This is a genomic window from Bacillus sp. SA1-12 (assembly GCF_000981385.1).
In the GTDB taxonomy this organism is placed as follows: Bacteria; Bacillota; Bacilli; order Bacillales; family Bacillaceae; genus Metabacillus.
The window spans coordinates 137,703-158,715 of record NZ_LATZ01000009.1; the positions used below are offsets into that span (position 1 = coordinate 137,703).

Here is a 21,013-nt window from a genome sequence, read left to right on the forward strand (position 1 = left end):
CGAATGAAACGATTTTTTCACGTTGTTGCGATCCCCATTCGAATTGTATTGAATAATTTTGGTGATCATGGTGATTCAAGCATGATGTATGTCTTAAAAGAAAATGAGGAAAAAGTAAAGGAATTGGTTAAAAAAAATCCGTTTACACCGGTTGATTTAGTCCAGCCACTTTGCATTCGCGCGAATAATGGGGATACGGTTGAAATATTATTTGAAAATAAAATCCATTTTGCAACCGGAATGCATTTTCAGGAAGCAGATTATGATGTATTAGATTCTGACGGGGCAAATGTCGGCTTTAATCCAAATACGTTAGCAGATCCAGGAGAAAAAGTTCTTTACCGTTTGAGTCTAAATCATGAAGGTATCTACTTCTTTACAGATATAGGTAATCCTGACAGCAGTGATGAAGGAACAAGTATTAATGGATTGTTTGGTGCGCTGTTTGTCCAAAGACGGGGGTCCTGGTGGACTGATCCTGTCACAGGCGATCCATTAAACAGCGGGATATTTGCAGATATTCATCATCCATATGCACCATCCTTTCGCGAGTATGCCTTTATTTTTCATGATGAAATGTCAACAGATGATATAACAGGAAACCGTCCGCTTGATCCTGTTACGAATCAGGATCGAGAATCTACCCATGCGATTAATTACCGCTATGAGCCTGTTGAAAATCGGGTGAGGCTAATTGAAGAGGGGGTTGTCTGCCCTGATTGTGAAGGGGAAGAGGTCCATCATGATTCATGGGTATTTGGCGACCCTGCGACGTCCATTTTTCGAGGCTACCGTGGGGATCCTGCTAGGTTTAGACTCGTTCATGCCGGAGTGAAGGAAACTCACGTATTCCACTATCATGCCCATAGCTTTTTTAGGGATCCGCTCAATACAGAATCGGATGTATTTGATGCGATATCAATTAGTCCGCAAACATGGCATACGATCGACACATTATATGGTTTGGGTTCTCTAGTTGGGGCATATGGTGATTTTATCATCCATTGTCATTTATATCCTCATTTTGGTGTAGGGATGTGGGCGATTAACAGGGTGTTTGATACGCTTCAGGATGGTAGCCAGTGCTATCCAAATGGCGTGCCGATTGAACCATTGCAGCCGTTGCCGGATCGTCCGATTCCACCTATGCCGACAAAAGAACGACCTGGCTTTCCTAACTTTATACCGGGCAAAGTGGGCTGTAAAGCACCGCGTCCGCCGCTTGGCATTGTCGGTGGCAGGGAAATGACAGAACTTGAGAGGAATGCAGCTGTACCAACAGCAAGGCCGGGAGCAGTGTTTACTGACCCATGTATCGTTGAAGAAAATCCTGAAGTCCAGGTATTCAATGTTTCACTCATTGAGTTTCCAATAGTCTATAACCGCCAGGGTTGGAATGATCCTAAAGGAAGATTTTATGTCCTTGATGAAGATCTTGATGATGTGTTAGCAGGAAGAAAACAACCTGAACCGCTTATTTTACATGTTAATGCGGGAACATGCATTTCGATAAACTTCACCAACCGACTTCCAGAAGTTGCCAGCGGTGATGCGTTTCAGCTTGTAACAAGAGCATACGAGACAGCATTTCATGTCCATTTCGTCAAATTCGATGTCATGGTTAGCGACGGAGCAAATGTCGGCTGGAATTATGATTCAAGCGTCCTTCCTGGTGAGACGATTCGCTATGAATATTTTGCAGACGTGGAGTTGAAAGCATGGTTTTTCCATGATCATTTATTTGCAGCTTTTCACCAGCAGCATGGGGTATTTGGATCAACTGTTGTTCATGGACGATTTTCAGAAGTACTCGATTCAAGGACTGGCGAAGAGGTAAATGTTGGTTCGCAAGTGACAGTCACCCATCCATTAATACCGGATTACCGAGATTTTGTTTTAATGGTCCAAGACTTTGCATTGTTATTTGATGAAAATGGCTGTCCATTAAATCCACCTGAGTTTCCCGGATCCCAAGACGATCCTGGATTATTCGCTGTGAATTATAAAAATGAACCGCTGCAGTTTAGGTTAGGAAAAGATTTTGATCCTGCCTACTCTTTTAGTTCATTTGTCAATGGGGATCCGATTACCCCCATTTTACATTGTTATGAAGGAGATCCGATTCGGGTTCGACTTTTACAAGGGGCGCAGGAAGAATCTCATAGCTTCAATATTCATGGGTTAAGATGGAAAAAGGAACGTCCTGATGTAGAAACTGAGTTCCAATCTCAGGAACATATTGGCATTTCTGAATCGTTTACATTTGATATGGAAGTTCCGAATTCAGGTGATTATCTTTGGACATTTGAAACAGAAGAAGATTTGTGGAATGGCTGCTGGGGATTAATCCGTGCATATGGAGAAGAGGTAGATTTCCTTATTCCGCTTCCAGATCGGCCTAATCCGCCTGAACGAACAAAGCCGCTGCCTGTCTGTACGGGAGAGCCGCCTCCTCCGGCAGAATGTGTGGAAGTGGATGCTCCGCCTAATGCTCGTGTAGTATTCTTTGATATTGTCGCTTTCCAAATACCAATCGTCTATAGCAAATGGGGGGAGACCGATCCATTTGGCATCGTATTTGCGTTAAGAGAAGATATGGATGACATCTTATGCGGACGAAAGAATCCTGAACCTCTCGTTCTTAGAGCAAATCAAGGCGATGTTGTCGAGGTTCATTTAACAAGCCTTTTACAATTTGATAAATTTCCTTTCCCTGACGGAATTTGGCCGTACCCACCGGTAAAGGAACAGGCATTTTATCCTCCATCAGTGCGGATATCACTTCACCCGCAGCTGATTCAATATGATGTAAAATCATCAGCAGGTGAAACGGTTGGCTTTAATCCAGACCAAACGGCAGGTCCAGGGGAAACGGTTGTCTATCGTTGGTATGTAGATGTTGCTGTTGGTGCATGCGGAATGTGGGATATGGCAGACATCCGAAATCATCGATCTCTTGGTACCTTTGGAACGTTTATCGCTGAGGGAAGAGGAACGAAAATCCTAAATCCTGTTGACAGAACGCCAGCTTTACTAACAAGCAGCAATGTGATTTTGAGTCATCCATTTGCCCCTGATATAAGAGAATTCGTTCTAACAATGTATGACGGTGCAAGATTAGTTGATAGCGAGGGCTGTGTCATCATTGATCCAGTTGATGGTATTTTAACAGGTGTTGACCCAGAAGAGCTTGGCGATTTAGTAGATACGTACGACAATGGTTCACGAGGCTTTAATTATCGCACAGAGCGGTTAATTAATCGCCTAAGACAATTTCCAGTGTTTAAAGATTTGTTTAGTTCCAAAGTTCATGGGGATCCTTCAACACCAGTTTTTGAAGCCTATCCTGGGGATCCGATTACAATCAGGCTGGTGAATCCGTCAGAGCGCAGACGGGCGCACAGCTTCCATCTACATGGCCATTATTGGAATACAGATGATCGGGATCTATTCTCCCAGGTTAAATCAATTGAAGATCATATTGTGTTGGGGCATGCAAGGGATCTTAAACTGCATTATGGCGCGGGAAGTTTCTTTAATTTTCCTGGAGACTATATGTACCGCTCTGGAAATATTCGCTGGGATATTGAGCAAGGAATGTGGGGTATTCTCCGCGTTCACAAAAATAAGCAAGTCTGTCTGGCACCGTTAAAAGATATGAAAGAACCTGACGTGGAGTAAACGATGAAGAAGCAAAGATGGTTAATCATTCTTCTTGTTAGTCTGGCTGGCTTTGCCATTATTTATTGGTTTTGGCCGCATGGTGAAAAATTGCCTGTTTTAGATAAGGTTGAAGCCTTTCAATTGGATGATGTTCATGGGCAAGGATATGAATTGTCTACTGAAAAGATCAAACTTGTCTCCTTTTTTTATACCAATTGCCCGGATATTTGTCCATTAACAATGGCAGATTTTAAAGTGCTGCAGGATCAGTTAAAAAGTCAGGGTTTATTCGGAAAAAAAGTTGATCTTGTCGCTATTACAATAGATCCAGAACATGATACCTCACAAATTATTAAAGACTATGCTGATTCGTTTGGAGCAGATACGACTGGATGGAAATGGCTAAGAGGTAGCCCAGAGAAGACGAAGGAAATTGCTGCTAATTTGCAAATGCAGTACCAAAAATTAGAAGGGGATTTTTTTGCTCATTCAACAACGATGTTCTTAATTGACAAGCAGAACCAAATAAGGGCTCTTTATGATATGGCTAATCAAAATAAACCAATTGAAAAAGAAAGGATCATTAAAGATATTCAGCTGTTAACTAAATAGTTGCTTGTTTTTTTAATGCTTAATTAAAACATTACTGTCCAATGACGGTAATGTTTTTTTATATGCTACATTCACCCATTTATGACAGGATAAATATCACAACCTATCCCGACATCATAGAATAAATGAGCATCTATTTCTAAATATTGGAGTGCAACTGAATGATAAAGATCATCTATCTAACGGATAAAAAAAATAATACGCGTTTGGGATCTATTGAGCTTCAAAGCAGACTGCCAAAAATACTATTATCAAGGTCATTTCTTAAGCATTACCTAATTAGATCAAGAGAAGTCATTATTAAGTTTGGTTATTGGTCACAGACATTTTCTGTTAAAAAATCAAATGATTTATCAGAAAATGAAATTGGGCTTACAAGAGGTACAATACCGTTTACTATACCTGACGAACTTGTTTATGATATTAAGGTTGACGGAAATGTTATTCATATTGGTCCGTTTATTGCCTATATAGCAAAAAACAAATTTAAACAATTAACGCCGAATTTGCTGGAAAAATGCAAAAACCGTTTTAAATTGGATGAAGCAAAAGTTCCCTTTTTAATTATTTGTTCCAGTGAGAGCATTAATCCTGCAAATAAAACAATAACGGGGTATTATTATCAGCCAAAAACGGGGAAATGGAAGAAAGAAGACTTTCCATTTCCAGACTCGATTTTTAAAAAATTAAGAATTCCTGAGGAAATTGAATTATCATTGGAGAATGTAATTGGCGGTAAACTTTTTAATACAAATCCTTTTAATAAGTTTCAGTTATGGGAGGCTTGCTCAGCAGATGAAAAGGTTAAAATGTTCCTTCCAGAAACAAAACTTTATAAAACATCTAATGACCTAGAAGAAATGCTGAAAAAATTTGATACAGTCTATATGAAGCCTGTTAAGGGTCAGCAGGGAAAAGGGATCTTTGTTGTGAAAAAGGAAGGAAACGGGTTCTTAATTATTAATAGAAGTAAAGAAAAAAGATTTTATAGAACAGTAAATGAGGCCGATAAGTATTTACACCGAATAATAAAAGTAGATTATATCATTCAACAAGGTGTTTCAACGATTTATAATAATAAAAAATTTGATTTTCGTTTGTACCTGCAGAAAAACAGACAAAAGGAATGGATTTGTCAAGGAGTCATTGGCAGGGTTGCACAAGAGAATAGCATTATAACAAACTTAAAACATGTTGCCCACCTTACAGACGGTCAAAAAATGCTTAAAATTATTTTTAAACTTGGGGACGAGGAAGCAGAGGAAATCATGAACCGTACAATTGAGGTTAGCAGGCAAATTTGTGAGGTTTTAGACCAAAAGCTGGGGCATTTTGGCGATGTTGCCTTAGACGTTATTATCGATCATGACTTCAATCCGTGGATCCTTGAAGTGAATAATCTTTATGGGAAAAAGAGCTTGAAGATTCTAGAAGATAATGAAGTGATTAGTAAATTGGATGCAACACCGCTTGAGTATGCAATATCACTAGCTGGATTTTAATAGGCTTAGAATAAGTGTTATTGGTGTTGAGCCTTTCAACTTACCTAAATATGTGACTGAAAGATTAGGTTGTTTTCTAGCAAAATAATCGATATACTATTATGTTGTATGTTTCTATATGATAAGGTAGTTCATACAACATTTTTCTTGTAACAATGACCGCTTTAACGTATAAGTAATAAACGTTCAACAATTAAAGGGTAGGTTGAAAGGAGAATCACATAATGAATGAACAGCAACGTAAGGAAAGTACTCAAGTAAATCCTTCGGACAAAAAATCCGAAAAGGATTACAGCAAGTATTTCCAAGCAGTGTATATGCCTCCTTCACTAAAGGATGCAAAAAAACGCGGAAAAGAAGAAGTAAAATATGAAGGCTTTGCCATTCCTGAAGAATTTAGAGGCATGGGACAAGGCCGCAAATTTTATATTCGCACATATGGCTGTCAAATGAATGAACATGACACAGAGGTTATGGCAGGAATTTTTATGGCGTTAGGCTATGAGCCAACTGATGGTGTTGAGGATGCCAATGTCATTCTGCTTAATACATGTGCGATTCGTGAAAATGCGGAAAATAAGGTATTTGGTGAACTTGGCCACCTTAAAGCATTAAAAAAAGAAAGACCAGACCTATTATTAGGTGTTTGTGGCTGTATGTCACAGGAGGAATCAGTTGTTAACCGGATTTTAAAGGTTCATCCGTTTGTTGATATGATCTTTGGTACCCATAATATACACCGTCTACCTTATATCTTAAATGAAGCTTATCTTTCTAAGGAAATGGTGATCGAAGTATGGTCTAAGGAAGGCGATGTCATCGAAAATCTTCCTAAAGTTCGTAAAGGAAATATTAAGGCATGGGTTAATATTATGTATGGCTGTGATAAATTCTGTACGTATTGTATTGTTCCTTATACTCGAGGTAAGGAACGCAGCCGTCGTCCAGAGGAAATCATCCAAGAGGTTCGTCACTTAGCAGCTCAAGGCTATAAAGAGATTACTCTCCTAGGGCAAAACGTAAATGCTTATGGGAAGGATTTTGAAGACATAGACTATGGCTTAGGAGATTTAATGGATGAGATTCACAAAATAGATATCCCAAGAATCCGCTTTACAACAAGCCACCCTCGTGATTTCGACGATCATTTAATTGAAGTTTTAGCAAAAGGCGGCAATCTTTTAGACCATATCCATCTGCCTGTTCAATCAGGAAGTACAGATATTCTAAAGATTATGGCAAGAAAATATTCTCGTGAACAATATTTGGAATTGGTCCGCAAAATTAAGGAAGCAATGCCGAATGTTTCATTAACAACAGATATTATTGTTGGCTTTCCAAATGAAACAGAGGAGCAGTTCGAGGAAACTCTATCACTTTATCGTGAGGTAGAGTTTGATAGCGCGTATACGTTTATTTATTCACCACGTGAAGGTACACCAGCAGCGAAAATGAAAGACAATGTCCCAATGGAAGTGAAAAAAGAACGTCTCCAACGCCTAAATGCAGTCGTAAATGAAATTTCTGCAAAGAAATTAAAAGAATACGAAGGCAAGGTTGTGAATGTTCTTGTTGAAGGGGAAAGCAAAAACAATCCAGAAGTTCTTGCTGGATATACGGAGAAAAGCAAACTTGTAAACTTTAAAGCACCAAAAACAGCGATTGGAAAAATCGTGAAGGTGAAAATTACAAAAGCAAAAACATGGACGCTTGATGGAGAAATGGTTGAAGAAGCGATTGAGGTGAAATAAGATGACGATTTATACAAAAGATGAAATAGTAGCAAAAGCGCGTGAACTTGCACAAATGATTGCTGAATCCAAAGAAGTTGATTTCTTTAAGCGGGCAGAAGCACAACTTAATGAAAATCAAAAAGTACGTGAAATGATTGCTAGTATTAAAAGCCTTCAAAAGCAGGCTGTCAACTTTAAACACTATGGAAAGCACGAAGCATTAAAACAAGTTGAAGCTAAAATTGAAAAAATACAAAATGAATTGGATGAAATACCAATTATTCAAGAGTTTCAAGAATCACAGGTTGAAGTAAACGATTTACTGCAACTTGTTTCTCACACGATTTCAAACAAGGTAACAAACGAAATTATTACATCAACAGGCGGAGATCTATTAGCAGGAGAAACAGGTTCGAAAGCTAGAAACTCAGCTGGCAGCAGCTGTTCATAAGTATATTGTTTTGAGGTTTGCCTTACCTTAGGCAGCCTCTTTTTTTTTAGTTGAAAGACTGTTTTTGTTAAAAAACCAAACGGTTTAACACTGTTCAATCTCCTCAACACATCTCTCATGTACTTTCTTTAAGTCCTAAAAACAAAGTATAAAAAACATTCATTAATTTTAATAGGACAGGCACGTTTTTTGTTTTTTAGGCACATATTTATTACCCCAAGCATACAATGAATTATAGGTTTCATTAATTGGCGTAACATGTCATCATTTCAGTAAATTATTTAGGCACAATCGTTACTAGCCTAGCATAGGATTAAAAGAAGATTCATTGAGGAGGTTATGCTCGAATGTCTGAATACAGAGAGATAATTACAAAAGCCGTAGTTGCGAAAGGTCGGAAATTTACACAGTGCACACATACGATATCACCGTCGCAAAAACCTGCGAGCATTTTAGGTGGATGGATCATTAACCATAATTATGATGCTCAAAAGAAAGGGAAAACAGTTGAGGTTGAAGGTACTTATGATATTAACGTTTGGTATTCTTATAATGAAAACACAAAAACAGAGGTTGTAACAGAGAGTATAGAATATGTCGATGTGATCAAATTAAGATACAAAGACGACAATGTCATTGATGATGAGCATGAGGTCATCTGTAAAGTATTACAACAACCTAATTGTTTAGAGGTAACCATATCACCAAACGGAAACAAAATAATTGTTCAAGCAGAACGCGAACTTTTAGCAGAGGTTATTGGTGAAACAAAAGTATGTGTTAAAGTTAATCCGCAAGGCTGTGAAAATGACGATGAGTGGGAAGAAGAATTAGATGAAGAATTTGAGGATTTAAATCCTGAATTTTTACTTGGAGATGTAGAAGAGTAACTAGGAGGAGGTATCTTCCTAGTTTTCTTTTTTTAATAAGGCCCTTTTAAACTTGACTATTGTTTTCCGTTGCAGGTGCTCATCCTTTGCGGATAATTCTGTGAGCTTCCCCTTAGGCTAAATGCCTGCTTTTGACCCACCTTGCCCCTAATCTCAGGTTTTCAGGGTATCTATCCTAATTAATAAAGGATAACACCCAATGCCAACTGCTCAAATACCCACTTACCTCAGTTTTCAGTTTTATTATTCACTTCTTTGTCCCATAGGCCAACATATTTTGAAAAAACAGCTTTTTTTTATAAATTTTTTAGATTCCTATCTTTACCTAACCCAATTATCACAAGAGTTTGTCGAATTATGATATAATAAACTGTGATTTTTTAAGAACGTTAAGGTGGTATTGGAGGATAAACATGGCTACTTACACGCCGATGATTCAGCAATATTTAAAGATTAAGGCAGACTATCAAGATGCCTTTTTATTTTTTCGTTTAGGTGATTTTTATGAGATGTTTTTTCAGGATGCAATCCAAGCGTCACAGGAGCTCGAAATCACACTAACCAGTCGTGAGGGCGGAAGCGATGAAAGAATTCCAATGTGTGGAGTTCCTTATCATTCTGCTCCAACATATATTGAGCAGCTCATAGCCAAAGGTTATAAGGTGGCAATTTGCGAACAAACTGAGGATCCGAAGCAAGCAAAAGGTGTTGTAAGAAGAGAGGTTGTACAGCTTATTACACCGGGAACTGTTATGGATGGGAAAGGGATTAATGATAAAGAAAATAACTATATCGCCTCAATGACAGTATTCGACTCATACATCGGCCTTGCATTAAGTGATTTAACAACAGGAGAAAATCTCGTAGCAATATGCTCAAACTTTGATGAGGTTTTAAATGAACTCTATTCAGTTGGAGCGAAAGAAGCGGTAATCGCAAATGATTTTCCGAATGAATGGAAAAAACAACTGATTGATCGTTGTCAGGCTACATTGTCATATCAAGAAGAAATCGTCATTTCTGATGAGTTGCGAGTGATTTTTGAGCAATTGCATGATGAACGTCTTTCAAAAACCTTTGGAAGATTAGTAAACTATCTTCAACGAACGCAAAAACGTAGTCTCGATCATTTGCAACCGGTAAAGGTGTTTTACTTACAAGACGCAATGAAAATTGATCTATATTCAAAAAGGAATTTAGAGCTTACAGAAACAATTCGTTCAAAAGGAAGAAAAGGCTCTTTACTATGGCTGTTGGATGAAACGAAGACGGCAATGGGTGGAAGGCTGTTAAAGCAGTGGGTAGATAAACCACTTATTGATCGCAAAAAAATCGAAGCACGCCTGGATATGGTAGAGACTTTTATTGCAAATTACTTTGAACGAGAGGATTTGCGCAGTCTTTTAAAAGAAGTATACGATTTAGAAAGACTAGCAGGGAGAGTTGCATTTGGAAATGTAAATGCGAGGGACTTAATTCAATTAAAAAAGTCACTGCAACAAGTACCGGCTATTGATGAATTATGTCAATCATTAAAAAATGAGGTTTACTTATCTGAGCGTCTTGATCCATGTAAGGACTTAACGAAGCTTCTAGAAATAGCAATCGTTGAGAATCCGCCACTCTCTGTTAAGGAAGGAAATATTATCAACGATGGTTATCATGATGTACTTGATCAATATCGGGATGCGAGCAGAAACGGCAAAACGTGGATTGCTCAGCTTGAGCAGCAGGAGCGCCAAAAAACAGGGATAAAGTCGTTAAAGATTGGCTATAATCGTGTGTTCGGCTACTATATTGAAGTAACAAGAGCTAATCTTCATTTATTAAAGGAAGGGATGTATGAGCGAAAACAAACATTAACAAATGCGGAACGATTTATTACCCCTGAATTAAAGGAAAAAGAGACGCTTATCTTAGAAGCGGAAGAAAAGAGCGTTGAGCTTGAATATCAGCTGTTTGTAGATATAAGAGAACAAGTAAAACAATATATTCCTAGATTACAGAAGTTGGCAAAGAGACTAAGTGAGCTGGATGTTTTGCAATGCTTTGCGACGGTTAGCGAGAACCGTCATTATTGCAAACCGCAGTTCTCTCCATCAGGTGAACTTTTCATTAAAAATGGCCGCCATCCTGTCGTAGAAAAAGTAATGGATTCACAGGAGTATGTACCAAACGATTGTTATTTTAGTAATGATCGTAAAATGCTTCTGATTACCGGTCCAAATATGTCTGGTAAGAGCACTTATATGCGCCAGGTTGCCTTAACAGCGATATTAGCGCAAGTCGGTTGTTATGTCCCAGCTTCAGAAGCCGTTTTGCCAATATTTGATCAAATATTTACAAGAATTGGTGCAGCAGATGATTTGATTTCCGGGCAAAGCACCTTTATGGTGGAGATGCTTGAAGCAAAAAACGCAATTGCTAATGCTACATCACAAAGTTTAATCCTGTTTGATGAAATAGGAAGAGGAACTTCAACCTATGATGGTATGGCTTTAGCACAAGCAATCATTGAGTATATCCATGAGCAAATCGGAGCAAAAACATTATTTTCAACACATTATCATGAGTTAACCGTCCTGGAGGGACAATTAAAATCATTAAAAAATATCCATGTAAAGGCTATTGAAGAAAATGGCAAAGTGGTATTTTTACACAAAATTGAAGAAGGTGCCGCAGATAAAAGTTATGGCATTCACGTTGCAGAGTTAGCTGATCTTCCTAAGTCTTTAATTATAAGGGCAAAGGAAATTCTTTCTGACCTTGAAGCAGGAAAGACAGATACGAAAACAAATTCAATCGTAAAGGAAGAATTCTTACTTGATTCACAACTTTCTTTATTTGCAGATGAACAACCTTCTGCTAAAAAGGTACAAACTTTACCTAAAAAGGAACAAGCTGTAGTGGATTGTTTAAAAACGATGAACATACTCGATATGACTCCGCTTGATGCAATGAACGAACTTTACAAGCTTCAGAAAAAATTAAAATAATTATCTAAACATGAGGATTATTAACATATAAATCTATCCCTTATTATCTTTTAAAAGGCGGTGAGAAACTTGGGGAAGATTATTCGCCTGGATGACCAACTATCAAATAAAATTGCTGCAGGTGAGGTAGTGGAACGACCTGCATCTGTTGTAAAAGAGCTATTAGAAAATGCGATTGATGCAAATAGCACGGTCGTCGAAATTGATATTGAGGAAGCCGGCTTAGGAAAAATACGTTTATTGGACAATGGTGAAGGAATTGAACAAGATGACTGCTTAAATGCGTTTCATCGTCATGCAACAAGTAAAATCAAGGATGAAAACGATCTGTTCCGTATTAGAACGTTGGGGTTTAGAGGTGAGGCCCTCCCAAGTATCGCATCTGTTTCAATGCTTGATATAAAAACCAGCACAGGAAATGGGGCAGGGACGAACCTTGTTTTAACCGGGGGGAAAATAGAAAAGCATGAATCTACATCAAGTCGAAAAGGTACGGATATTACCGTAACAAATCTCTTTTTTAATACTCCCGCCCGCTTAAAATACATGAAAAGTGTTCATACCGAGTTAGGGAATATTACCGATATTGTCAATCGCATTGCCCTGGCACATCCAAATGTTTCCATCAGACTCGTTCATAATGGCAAAAAGCTGTTACATACGAATGGGAATGGTGACGTACGTCAAGTGCTTGCAGCCATTTATGGGATAGGGATTGCTAAAAAGATGAAGAAAGTTTCACTGGAGTCGTTAGACTTTGAAGTAAGCGGGTATGTCGCACTTCCAGAGATAACGAGGGCATCGCGAAATTATATCTCGACTATTATAAATGGCCGTTTTATTAAAAATTATCCATTAGTAAAAGCGATTCAACAGGGATATCATACCTTGCTGCCGATCGGCCGCTTTCCTATTGTATTCCTGGAAATAAAAATGGATCCCATTTTAGTTGATGTCAATGTTCATCCATCGAAGCTTGAGGTAAGAATTAGTAAAGAAACCGAATTAAATGAGCTTATAACGAATGGGATCCGAGAAGTCTTCAGACAGGAGCAGCTCATTCCGTCTGTAGAAACTCCTAAAAAACAAAAAGTGAAACTAATCGATGAGCAGCAGCAATTTACTTTTGATCATTCTTCCGAATTGAAGCCAAGCATACAGCCAATTGAATATGCTAATCAACAAAAGGTTCTTAAAACAAAGGAGCCTGTGAAATCACCTTCCATTCCTGAGCCTCCATCCAAGGAATGGAAGGTTGCCGAAGCTATGAATCCATTTGAAGGGGTTGACCATGAAGAAACATGGGAAGAAACAATTGAAGTAGAGGTACAGGTGGATTACGCGGCAGAGCATGATGAGCAACAGGAGGAGCCAGTTTCTGATATGACTGAACGTGTCCCGCCGTTGTACCCTATTGGACAAATGCATGGAACATATATACTAGCGCAGAACGAGCGCGGGCTTTATATTATTGATCAACACGCTGCTCAAGAACGAATTAAATATGAATTTTACCGTGAAAAAGTAGGAGAGATCCAATCTGAAGTTCAAGAGCTATTAGTACCTTTGACATTTGAGTATTCGAATGATGAAGCAATGATTATAGAGGAACACCTTGATATACTTGCTAGTGTCGGCATTTTTCTGGAGCCCTTTGGCCGTAACAGCTATATCGTCAGATCGCATCCACAATGGTTTCCTCGAGGAGAAGAATCATCAACGATCGAAGAAATTATCCAGCAAGTCCTTGATGAGAAAAAAATTGAGATAAAAAAACTTCGTGAAGAAGCGGCGATTATGATGAGCTGTAAAGCATCAATTAAGGCTAATCACCATTTGCGTAATGATGAAATTTTTGCCCTGCTTGAAACCTTGCGAAAGACAACCGACCCATTTACTTGTCCGCACGGTCGGCCAATCATCGTCCATTATTCAACATATGAAATGGAAAAAATGTTTAAGCGTGTGATGTAGTAAGGTTTTTAGCGGCTTTGAAAATTTCTTGTCACTTAACTGTTTAAATAACGTTCAAGTTTTAAAACATTCTCTTCTTCATATTTTTTGTAATATGGAGATAAACATCAGCAGTCATATTTAAAGTTGTAAGTCCCATTTGATGATGTTTTTTCACATTTTATTTTTAAATTAATTAGGTATTCTACAAATAGTGTGTTATGCTTTACCTAACCATTTTAATACCAGTTTCATGTTTTCCTGCCCCATTCATTATTGAGTGGGGATTTTTTATTGTCTAAAATAAAAAAGGACTCTAAAATGAATTAGAGTCCTTTTCTTCATTAATTATGCTTTGTGTACGTTAGTTGCTTGAGGTCCACGTTGACCTTGTTCTACATCAAAAGTCACTTTTTGACCTTCGTCTAAAGATTTAAATCCTTCGCCTTGGATAGCTGAGAAATGAACGAATACATCGCTGCCGCCTTCAACTTCGATGAATCCAAAACCTTTTTCTGCGTTAAACCATTTTACTGTACCTTGTTGCATGTTTGTTGCCTCCTGTGTGGAATAGATCCACTGTTTATTACTATCCTTGCTCAATTAGATATCAAAGGCGAAAAGTTTAAATACTTATCTTTCCTTACAGACCGAACAAAAATAATTCTTATTTAGAATAACAGATAATTTTTGGAAAAGCAAATGGATATATAATTTAATGGTAAAATTCTAACCAGGAATTGATACAATCCCAAGGATTTTTAAAGAATAGAGGTCATTTGGTTAAATTGATACTTCCCGCTTTAAAGTGGTCAAAATAATGATCATTTAAGATGAGGATCATAAAATAACAAATTAGGTTGCTTAAATTTTGGATGAAACTAAGATAAATTAAAATGAGTGATATTTACAAAATAAAAAACCATCCTAATTGGATGGCCATTTAGTTAAAGATTTTCATGTTTCTAATGACTTAACTGGATTAGATAATTTAACCTACTTTACTTTCCTCTAGGGCATGTTGCCAACTTGGATAATAATACAAAGCACTCCGCATTAAATCAGGATAAAGTTGTTTTATCTCTTTTTTCCGTAGAGATTTACCTTCGTTCTGTAACTTTTGGATCTGAGCAATGACTTCCGCTGATGTTAATGAAACATCCATACAACATTCCTCCCTTTCCAAGTTATCATGATTAACTTATCCTTGGCTAACAAACTAAAACGATAAACATAAGTAGAGTATTTTTTATACCTATGTTTCAACAAATCTTAGCATATAGAAAAGGAGTTGTAAAGAAATCTTCATATAAAGAATTCTTATCAACAGTGAATATAGATATAACACTTACTAGAGGTTTTGAAGGCATCTTTAGACATGGTTGTTAAGCTGCAGTTAAAGTGTTCCAATAGAGAGAATGAATGACCGTTGATGGTGAGTTGGCAAAAATACGTTTGGTGTAATGAAACAGCTAATAGAATTTTTAGTTTTGCATCCCAAAATCTTTCTCTAATAAACTCACAGGTTTTTCACCATCAGCTAAAACAATTAAATGGTAATCATTTATTTTTAAACCATCTTTAAGGTATTGTGTTCTTTATTCCATATGTTTTTCATTCTTCTGCTGTATCATCTGATAGTAAAATGTCCTTTTCCATTGCTTGTATTGGTTTGTTGTAGTAAAAATTGGTTGACGTATTGATGTTTACCAATTTGATTAAGAGGGGAAAATATGTAAGAAGAAAAGTGAATAAACGTAAATGTAATGATAAAACATTATGAAAGCTATGGAAGAAGTGCAAATACAAATGTAAGTGGGTTTGCCCAAGGGTACGGAAACGTGTTTTCGAGTTTGTTTATCAATTGCAGACATGGTTACACACAGGCAATCACTTTAATTTGGGACGGTTCAAATTGGTTGGCAACAGGTCAGTAAAGAATTATTAGAAATAAAGTAATTTGAATAAAATCTTTCAGAAAAGAATTTGTAGCATGGCTTAATGTGCGTAATTGGTGGTTTATGGTATGTATTACTTACTACATGAATAAATCTATATGTCAATGAAAAAATATGACCTTATTTTTTCTAATGTAGGAAGCCCTCTTCTTTGGAAAGGAAGAGGGGTGATTTTTTATTTATTTCTTGGTAGTTCATCTTGCTTTTCAACTACGATTTCATCACCATCAAATTCATGGTTCTTTTTCTTTTTTCTTGCTGACTTTAAATAAAAAAATAAAAAAAATGATATTAACAATACTATAAATCCAATTAAGACGGGATTGACTGAATGATCCAAATAAATTCAATCCTCTACTATATACTTATCGAGAATATATAGTATCCCAATAATTTAAATGGATATGTAAAAAAGTAAAAGTCCCTCATACTAGGAAGGGGCTTTTACTGATTCAGACTTTATTTCTTTATTTGTTCTAATGAAATTCTTTACTATAATAAATACATCATTATAAGATAAATTATTGTTCTCAGCTAAATTAATTAATCGAGTCCATTTTGCTTCTAAATCAAATTGATTGTCTTCCAATTCCAAAACATAAGAAGGAGAAACATTATAAGTTATACAAAGTTTCCTCAATAGTAAACTTCCGACATTTGAGCTTCTTTCGGCTCTGGAAATGATTCCTTTGTCTACATTAATTATTTCTGAAACATCTTCTTGAGTAAGTCCTCTTGCTAATCTAATTACTTTAAGTCTTTCACCGATATGCATTTTACACCTCTTAGGCTTTTGTTCTAAGAGTAAAATATTAATTTTAAGAAATTGTTAAGTAAAGGTTAATTTTTGTAAATATTATTAATTAATGACTTTTATCCTATTTGCAATCAAATTATTTTGCTCGTCCATAATCAATAAGCCTCTTTGCATTAGTATCTCCACAGTTTCTTTTACATCTACTTCTGATTTTCTTGTCAATTTCATCAATTCTTTAAGTGTAGGGTTTTTACCATGTATGGAATGATTAAAGTAAATGCGGAAAATTTTCCTTTCAAGATCACTATACATAAAAATCACGCTCCTTTATTAAATATTATAAGAACAAACGTTCGTACTATCAAGTGGAAATTAAAATAACACGAAAACCTCACCATGGAAGAGTGAGGTTATTTGTTATTTTGATCATTATTGCTTATGTAAACTGATTATAAATGTTTTATGTCATTGTTGTTTTGAATAACAATATCCACATTTAACACAGTAAATAGTGCCTGACACATAATTATTCTGATATGGCATTTCTTTGTCACATTGAGGACAAAACTTTAAGATTGATTGTGCTTTTTTTACAATCATCATATAATCCCACCTTTAAACAAAATTAATAATATTATATGGATGGGAATAAAGAAAATGATTAAAATAACAAATTATTTAAAAGTGACTTTATAAAAAATAATATAAGAAATCCATTCTGCTAAATCACGAATGAAAGATAATGTTTATTATGCATAAAAAACGACTAGAATTCCGATGTATTGTATAAAAACTTATAAGTCAACCAACAAGCAGGACTACGTATTCAATTGTAGAATAAACTTATAAGTATGAAAAAATGAGAATTTTATTTATAAGTGCAGGAGGTAAAAAAATGAATACTAAAGAAATTTTATTATTACAGTTAAGTGCCTGTCATACCCAAAACACCTGGTTTGTCTCTTTAATAAACTCAATTAATGGTCTAACCGAGGAACAAGCAATCTGGAAGCCGAACGAAACAACTAATTCAATAGTCGAAATTACAAATCACTTAATATACTATAATCAACGTTTTTTAAATCGATTTAAAGACATAAAAAACGCAAAAGTTACTGAGAACAATACATTTAGAAGTGTGGAAGGAAGGAATTGGGATGCAACCGTTAAACAAATAAATGAAATTATGTCTGAGTGGAACAAAGCTGTTAAAGAGGCCGATGAAAAAAAACTTGATAACTGGGCTTCTGAAATTGCTCACCTTACTATTCATACTACATATCATACAGGGCAAATTCTTTATATAAGGAAATTACAAGGTTCATGGAATTCAGAAGAGGGTGTCAGAGGATAATTTTTTTAAAATATTAGGTGCTTTACTTCTTTAAGGCGGAATGTATTAGGTTGCAAAGAATGTTTTAGATAAATTTTCAAAACATAATTAATACCCTCGAGTATTAGGTGCCTTAAAAGTTTTGAAGCCCATTAAACAACCGGCGAGTTGTTCCAAGAAGGAGCAATACCTTTTTATTGAAGTCTTATTTTGCTATTGGGAGAATAGTTGAAGATGAACGGCACCATTTACTTTCTAATTGGACCTTTGGTTTTTGTCACACCTTTTTTGGCGATATTTAGGTAAAATGTCTACTCCTGGGACATTAGTGGAACATAATATGAAATTGCGAACAAATATGAAGGGAAGAAATCCACTAAAGGAGTTGATTTTAATTTAAGAATCAAAAACAATACTGTGAAGATCTGTTGGAATGGTGTAATAAAGCCTATTTTTGAAAATAGGTGATTGATCAAAAAAACTAATTCATATTTTTTACCGATGATTAAAAGTGTTTTAATGTAATTTAGAAATTATTAAGTATATGATGGATTTTTAACTGTAACTTTTAGGAAGGGATAGAATGATTATTAAATTTATACTTGAGGGACTACTCTTATTTATATTATTAGTAATAACTATTCATGGTTTAATACTTAAAAATTCTTTACAAAAGAAGAGTAAAGAATTGGATAAGAGTTAAATCTAAATTGAAACTATTCTCACAATACCTCCTCATTTTATTAGGAGGTATCTTTTTATTGTCATTTAATTGATGATATATCAGGTGCTCAATGTCTGAAATTTCGATACGGAGTTTATTCTAGCCCAGTTCTGAAATAACATGCTTGTACATACATTTATAGTAAAAAATTAAAAAGGTGATTTATATTTTTCAGAAGACTGCTGCTATAATTATAGGTAGTTTGTTAATAGGCGTAGGAATAAATGGTTTCTTAGTTCCCCATCATCTGTTAGACGGAGGGATAACAGGAATTGCTCTCATGTTACATTATTATTTGGGTTTTCCAACAGGTTTATCTATGTTTTTATTAAGTATTCCTCTATTCATATATGCTTGGATCTATAAACGCTCATTCTTTTATAATAGCTTTCTAGGTTTAATTGTTGTTTCTACAATGATTGATTGGTTAGCTCCTTTAAGAACCCAATTTTTGCTTTCAATTTATATAAGTGTATTATTAGGTGGAATAATAATTGGAATCGGAGTAGGGCTCATGCTTCGATATAAAACAAGCACTGGCGGAACCGACTTGTTAGCTTTAATTATCTCGGAGGCTTTGTCTGTCAATATAGGAGTTATTATTTTGATAATAGACGGGCTAATTGTAACAGCAGGTTTTAATACGCTGGGAATAAAAACAATCATTTTTTCTTGCTTGAATATTAGTATTATTGGAATAATTACTTCGATGATCACTAAGCCGAGTATCCATATGAAATAAGGAGTTGTAAACTAATTAAGTTAACACTTCATTTGAGACTCGTGGAAATTTTACATTCATACTAATATTTTTTCATCATTAATTATCAATAAATGGGAGCTTTCCAATAAAAAGGAAAGCTCCATTTTCATTTTTATTGTCATTTATTAAGGATTTGGAAAGGGACAGAAATGATATGTTCGTTTATTAGTGCATAAAAGATTGTGAAGGATTGAACTTAAATAACCCTTTTAGAATAATTACAGATGAATTTTATGGTAAAATTATTTAGATAAAATTTTAGAAGTGAGGAATTATATGAGTACAATCAAAAAGCAAAAGCCTAAAAAACTAAAATTGATTTTACGAGGATTGATGGTAATTATTGGTGGATTTATAGCAGCGTATGGATTAGAAGCCGTATTAATCCCAAATAACGTATCAGATGGAGGTGTTACCGGTCTTAGTATCGTTGGTTCACAACTATTTGGATTGCCATTAGGAGTTCTAATAGCAATTATAAACCTTCCTTTTATCTGGCTAGGCTATCAACAAATTGGTAAAGATTTCGCAATTTATTCCATTATCGGAATAGCTTCCCTAGCTGTTGGTACAATCCTTATGCATCATACTCCAGCTATTATTGAGGGGGATACTTTATTAATTACTGTTGTTGGCGGTATTATCCTCGGTTTTGGGATGGGGTTAGCATTGCGTAATGGCGGAGCATTAGATGGAATTGATATGCTGGCTGTTCTTCTATCTCGAAAGTTACCATTTGGGACAAGTGATTTCATTCTTTTCTTAAACACGTTTGTCTTTATTGTCGTTTCAACCGTATTCGGTCTACAAGGAGCGATTCTTTCAGCAATTGCTTACTTTATTGCTTCTAAAGTGATTCACATCGTTGAAGAAGGTTTAAGCGGCTCTAAAACCTTTAAAATTATTACTACTCAACCTAAATTAATGGTAGAGACCATACGTGACCGTTTAGGCCGAAGTGCGACATATAACGAGGTTTACGGAGGTTATTCACATGAAAAATTTAAGGAAATCACATGTGTTATTAATCGTCTAGAAGAAAGCAAAATGAAAGAAATCATCAATGAAATCGATGATACTGCCTTTGTTACGGTATATGACGTAGCAGAAGTTAAAGGCGGTAATTTCAGAAAACATAATATTCATTAAATAAAAATAGGTAAATTAGTTAACACAAAAAAACACCTTTTTGCTAAAAAGGTGTCAGCTTGTAGACAAAGTCTGATATTCAGGCAGGTCTACAAGCTTTTTTTGTCGAATAAAGAAGTAAAGTTGGTTTGAGGGGTGCAAATATATGTTATCGAAACAATCAATGGAAGGTCGTTATCAAATATCGATGATTGCACTTGATGAAGTAGTTCCTGCTAATCATCTTGTTCGAAAGCTTGAAGCCGCTATTGATTTTAGTTTTATTTATGACCTAGTTGAAGATTTGTATTGTTTGGATAATGGTCGTCCAAGTATCGACCCTGTTGTGTTAATAAAGATGGTCTTTATTCAATATGTATTCGGAATTAAATCAATGAGAAAAACAATAGATGAGATTGATACGAGCGTTGCGTATCGCTGGTTTTTAGGTTTTGACTTCAATAAAAAGATTCCCCACTTTTCCACCTTCGGTAAAAATTATGAGAGACGATTTAAAGACACTGATCTTTTTGAGAAGATTTTTTACCAT

Annotated in this window: 16 protein-coding genes; 12 read left to right on the forward strand and 4 right to left on the reverse strand. The window is 35.8% G+C overall.

What is annotated here, in order from left to right; translation table 11 throughout:
• The first annotated feature begins 3 nt into the window (after window positions 1–3).
• The 8 genes from WQ54_RS08615 to mutL all read left to right on the forward strand — a co-directional run bounded on the left by WQ54_RS08615 (window position 4) and on the right by mutL (window position 13,821).
• Complete coding sequence (locus WQ54_RS08615) at window positions 4–3,681, forward strand: multicopper oxidase domain-containing protein (protein ID WP_046514911.1); 3,678 nt, start codon at window positions 4–6, stop codon at window positions 3,679–3,681.
• A gap of 3 nt (window positions 3,682–3,684) precedes the next feature.
• Window positions 3,685–4,275 carry an SCO family protein gene (locus tag WQ54_RS08620; RefSeq protein ID WP_046514914.1) on the forward strand — a complete coding sequence of 197 codons (591 nt, stop codon included), beginning with the start codon at window positions 3,685–3,687 and terminating at the stop codon, window positions 4,273–4,275.
• A gap of 161 nt (window positions 4,276–4,436) precedes the next feature.
• A complete protein-coding gene (locus tag WQ54_RS08625) occupies window positions 4,437–5,777 on the forward strand; it encodes a YheC/YheD family protein (protein WP_046514995.1) in 1,341 nt (446 codons plus the stop codon).
• A gap of 224 nt (window positions 5,778–6,001) precedes the next feature.
• The gene (gene miaB / locus WQ54_RS08630) at window positions 6,002–7,528 is read left to right on the forward strand and encodes a tRNA (N6-isopentenyl adenosine(37)-C2)-methylthiotransferase MiaB (protein WP_046514999.1); all 1,527 of its coding nucleotides are present in this window, start codon (window positions 6,002–6,004) and stop codon (window positions 7,526–7,528) included.
• Between the two features lies 1 nt (window position 7,529).
• Window positions 7,530–7,961, forward strand: coding sequence for a RicAFT regulatory complex protein RicA family protein (locus WQ54_RS08635; RefSeq protein ID WP_046515002.1), 432 nt, complete (start codon window positions 7,530–7,532; stop codon window positions 7,959–7,961).
• A 347-nt stretch (window positions 7,962–8,308) separates the two neighbouring features.
• A complete protein-coding gene (gene cotE / locus WQ54_RS08640) occupies window positions 8,309–8,851 on the forward strand; it encodes an outer spore coat protein CotE (protein ID WP_046515004.1) in 543 nt (180 codons plus the stop codon).
• Between the two features lie 413 nt (window positions 8,852–9,264).
• Window positions 9,265–11,847, forward strand: coding sequence for a DNA mismatch repair protein MutS (gene mutS / locus WQ54_RS08645; RefSeq protein WP_046515006.1), 2,583 nt, complete (start codon window positions 9,265–9,267; stop codon window positions 11,845–11,847).
• Between the two features lie 69 nt (window positions 11,848–11,916).
• Window positions 11,917–13,821 carry a DNA mismatch repair endonuclease MutL gene (gene mutL / locus WQ54_RS08650; RefSeq protein WP_046515009.1) on the forward strand — a complete coding sequence of 635 codons (1,905 nt, stop codon included), beginning with the start codon at window positions 11,917–11,919 and terminating at the stop codon, window positions 13,819–13,821.
• A gap of 327 nt (window positions 13,822–14,148) precedes the next feature.
• Here mutL and WQ54_RS08655 read toward each other — a convergent pair whose 3' ends face one another.
• The 4 genes from WQ54_RS08655 to WQ54_RS08665 form a co-directional block, all read right to left on the reverse strand.
• Window positions 14,149–14,349 (reverse strand): cold-shock protein, encoded by a 201-nt coding sequence (locus WQ54_RS08655; RefSeq protein WP_046515012.1) that lies wholly within the window; start codon window positions 14,347–14,349, stop codon window positions 14,149–14,151.
• A gap of 442 nt (window positions 14,350–14,791) precedes the next feature.
• Complete coding sequence (locus tag WQ54_RS34235) at window positions 14,792–14,965, reverse strand: hypothetical protein (RefSeq protein ID WP_197089569.1); 174 nt, start codon at window positions 14,963–14,965, stop codon at window positions 14,792–14,794.
• 1,223 nt (window positions 14,966–16,188) lie between these two features.
• Window positions 16,189–16,533, reverse strand: coding sequence for a helix-turn-helix domain-containing protein (locus tag WQ54_RS08660; protein WP_046515015.1), 345 nt, complete (start codon window positions 16,531–16,533; stop codon window positions 16,189–16,191).
• An 84-nt stretch (window positions 16,534–16,617) separates the two neighbouring features.
• Window positions 16,618–16,827 (reverse strand): hypothetical protein, encoded by a 210-nt coding sequence (locus tag WQ54_RS08665; RefSeq protein ID WP_046515018.1) that lies wholly within the window; start codon window positions 16,825–16,827, stop codon window positions 16,618–16,620.
• Window positions 16,828–17,410: 583 nt separating this feature from the next.
• Here WQ54_RS08665 and WQ54_RS08670 point away from each other — a divergent pair.
• From WQ54_RS08670 to WQ54_RS08685, 4 genes are all read left to right on the forward strand, one after another.
• Window positions 17,411–17,869 carry a DinB family protein gene (locus WQ54_RS08670; protein ID WP_046515021.1) on the forward strand — a complete coding sequence of 153 codons (459 nt, stop codon included), beginning with the start codon at window positions 17,411–17,413 and terminating at the stop codon, window positions 17,867–17,869.
• A gap of 860 nt (window positions 17,870–18,729) precedes the next feature.
• Complete coding sequence (locus WQ54_RS08675) at window positions 18,730–19,314, forward strand: YitT family protein (RefSeq protein ID WP_331435089.1); 585 nt, start codon at window positions 18,730–18,732, stop codon at window positions 19,312–19,314.
• A gap of 297 nt (window positions 19,315–19,611) precedes the next feature.
• Entirely contained in the window at window positions 19,612–20,484 is an 873-nt protein-coding gene (locus tag WQ54_RS08680; protein WP_046515024.1) for a YitT family protein, read from the forward strand.
• 145 nt (window positions 20,485–20,629) lie between these two features.
• Window positions 20,630–21,013 (forward strand): IS1182 family transposase (locus tag WQ54_RS08685; protein ID WP_046515026.1); only part of this gene is annotated, 384 nt, incomplete at its 3' end.

Excerpts from the sequence above, each read along its gene's own strand:
- WQ54_RS08665 (WP_046515018.1), bottom strand. The coding sequence starts at position 16,827 with ATGTATAGTGATCTTGAAAGGAAAATTTTCCGCATTTACTTTAATCAT.
- WQ54_RS08635 (WP_046515002.1), top strand. The coding sequence starts at position 7,530 with ATGACGATTTATACAAAAGATGAAATAGTAGCAAAAGCGCGTGAACTT.
- mutS (WP_046515006.1), top strand. The coding sequence starts at position 9,265 with ATGGCTACTTACACGCCGATGATTCAGCAATATTTAAAGATTAAGGCA.
- WQ54_RS08625 (WP_046514995.1), top strand. The coding sequence starts at position 4,437 with ATGATAAAGATCATCTATCTAACGGATAAAAAAAATAATACGCGTTTG.
- WQ54_RS08615 (WP_046514911.1), top strand. The coding sequence starts at position 4 with ATGAAACGATTTTTTCACGTTGTTGCGATCCCCATTCGAATTGTATTG.
- WQ54_RS08660 (WP_046515015.1), bottom strand. The coding sequence starts at position 16,533 with ATGCATATCGGTGAAAGACTTAAAGTAATTAGATTAGCAAGAGGACTT.
- WQ54_RS08620 (WP_046514914.1), top strand. The coding sequence starts at position 3,685 with ATGAAGAAGCAAAGATGGTTAATCATTCTTCTTGTTAGTCTGGCTGGC.
- cotE (WP_046515004.1), top strand. The coding sequence starts at position 8,309 with ATGTCTGAATACAGAGAGATAATTACAAAAGCCGTAGTTGCGAAAGGT.
- WQ54_RS08655 (WP_046515012.1), bottom strand. The coding sequence starts at position 14,349 with ATGCAACAAGGTACAGTAAAATGGTTTAACGCAGAAAAAGGTTTTGGA.
- WQ54_RS08670 (WP_046515021.1), top strand. The coding sequence starts at position 17,411 with ATGAATACTAAAGAAATTTTATTATTACAGTTAAGTGCCTGTCATACC.
- WQ54_RS34235 (WP_197089569.1), bottom strand. The coding sequence starts at position 14,965 with ATGGATGTTTCATTAACATCAGCGGAAGTCATTGCTCAGATCCAAAAG.
- miaB (WP_046514999.1), top strand. The coding sequence starts at position 6,002 with ATGAATGAACAGCAACGTAAGGAAAGTACTCAAGTAAATCCTTCGGAC.
- WQ54_RS08680 (WP_046515024.1), top strand. The coding sequence starts at position 19,612 with ATGAGTACAATCAAAAAGCAAAAGCCTAAAAAACTAAAATTGATTTTA.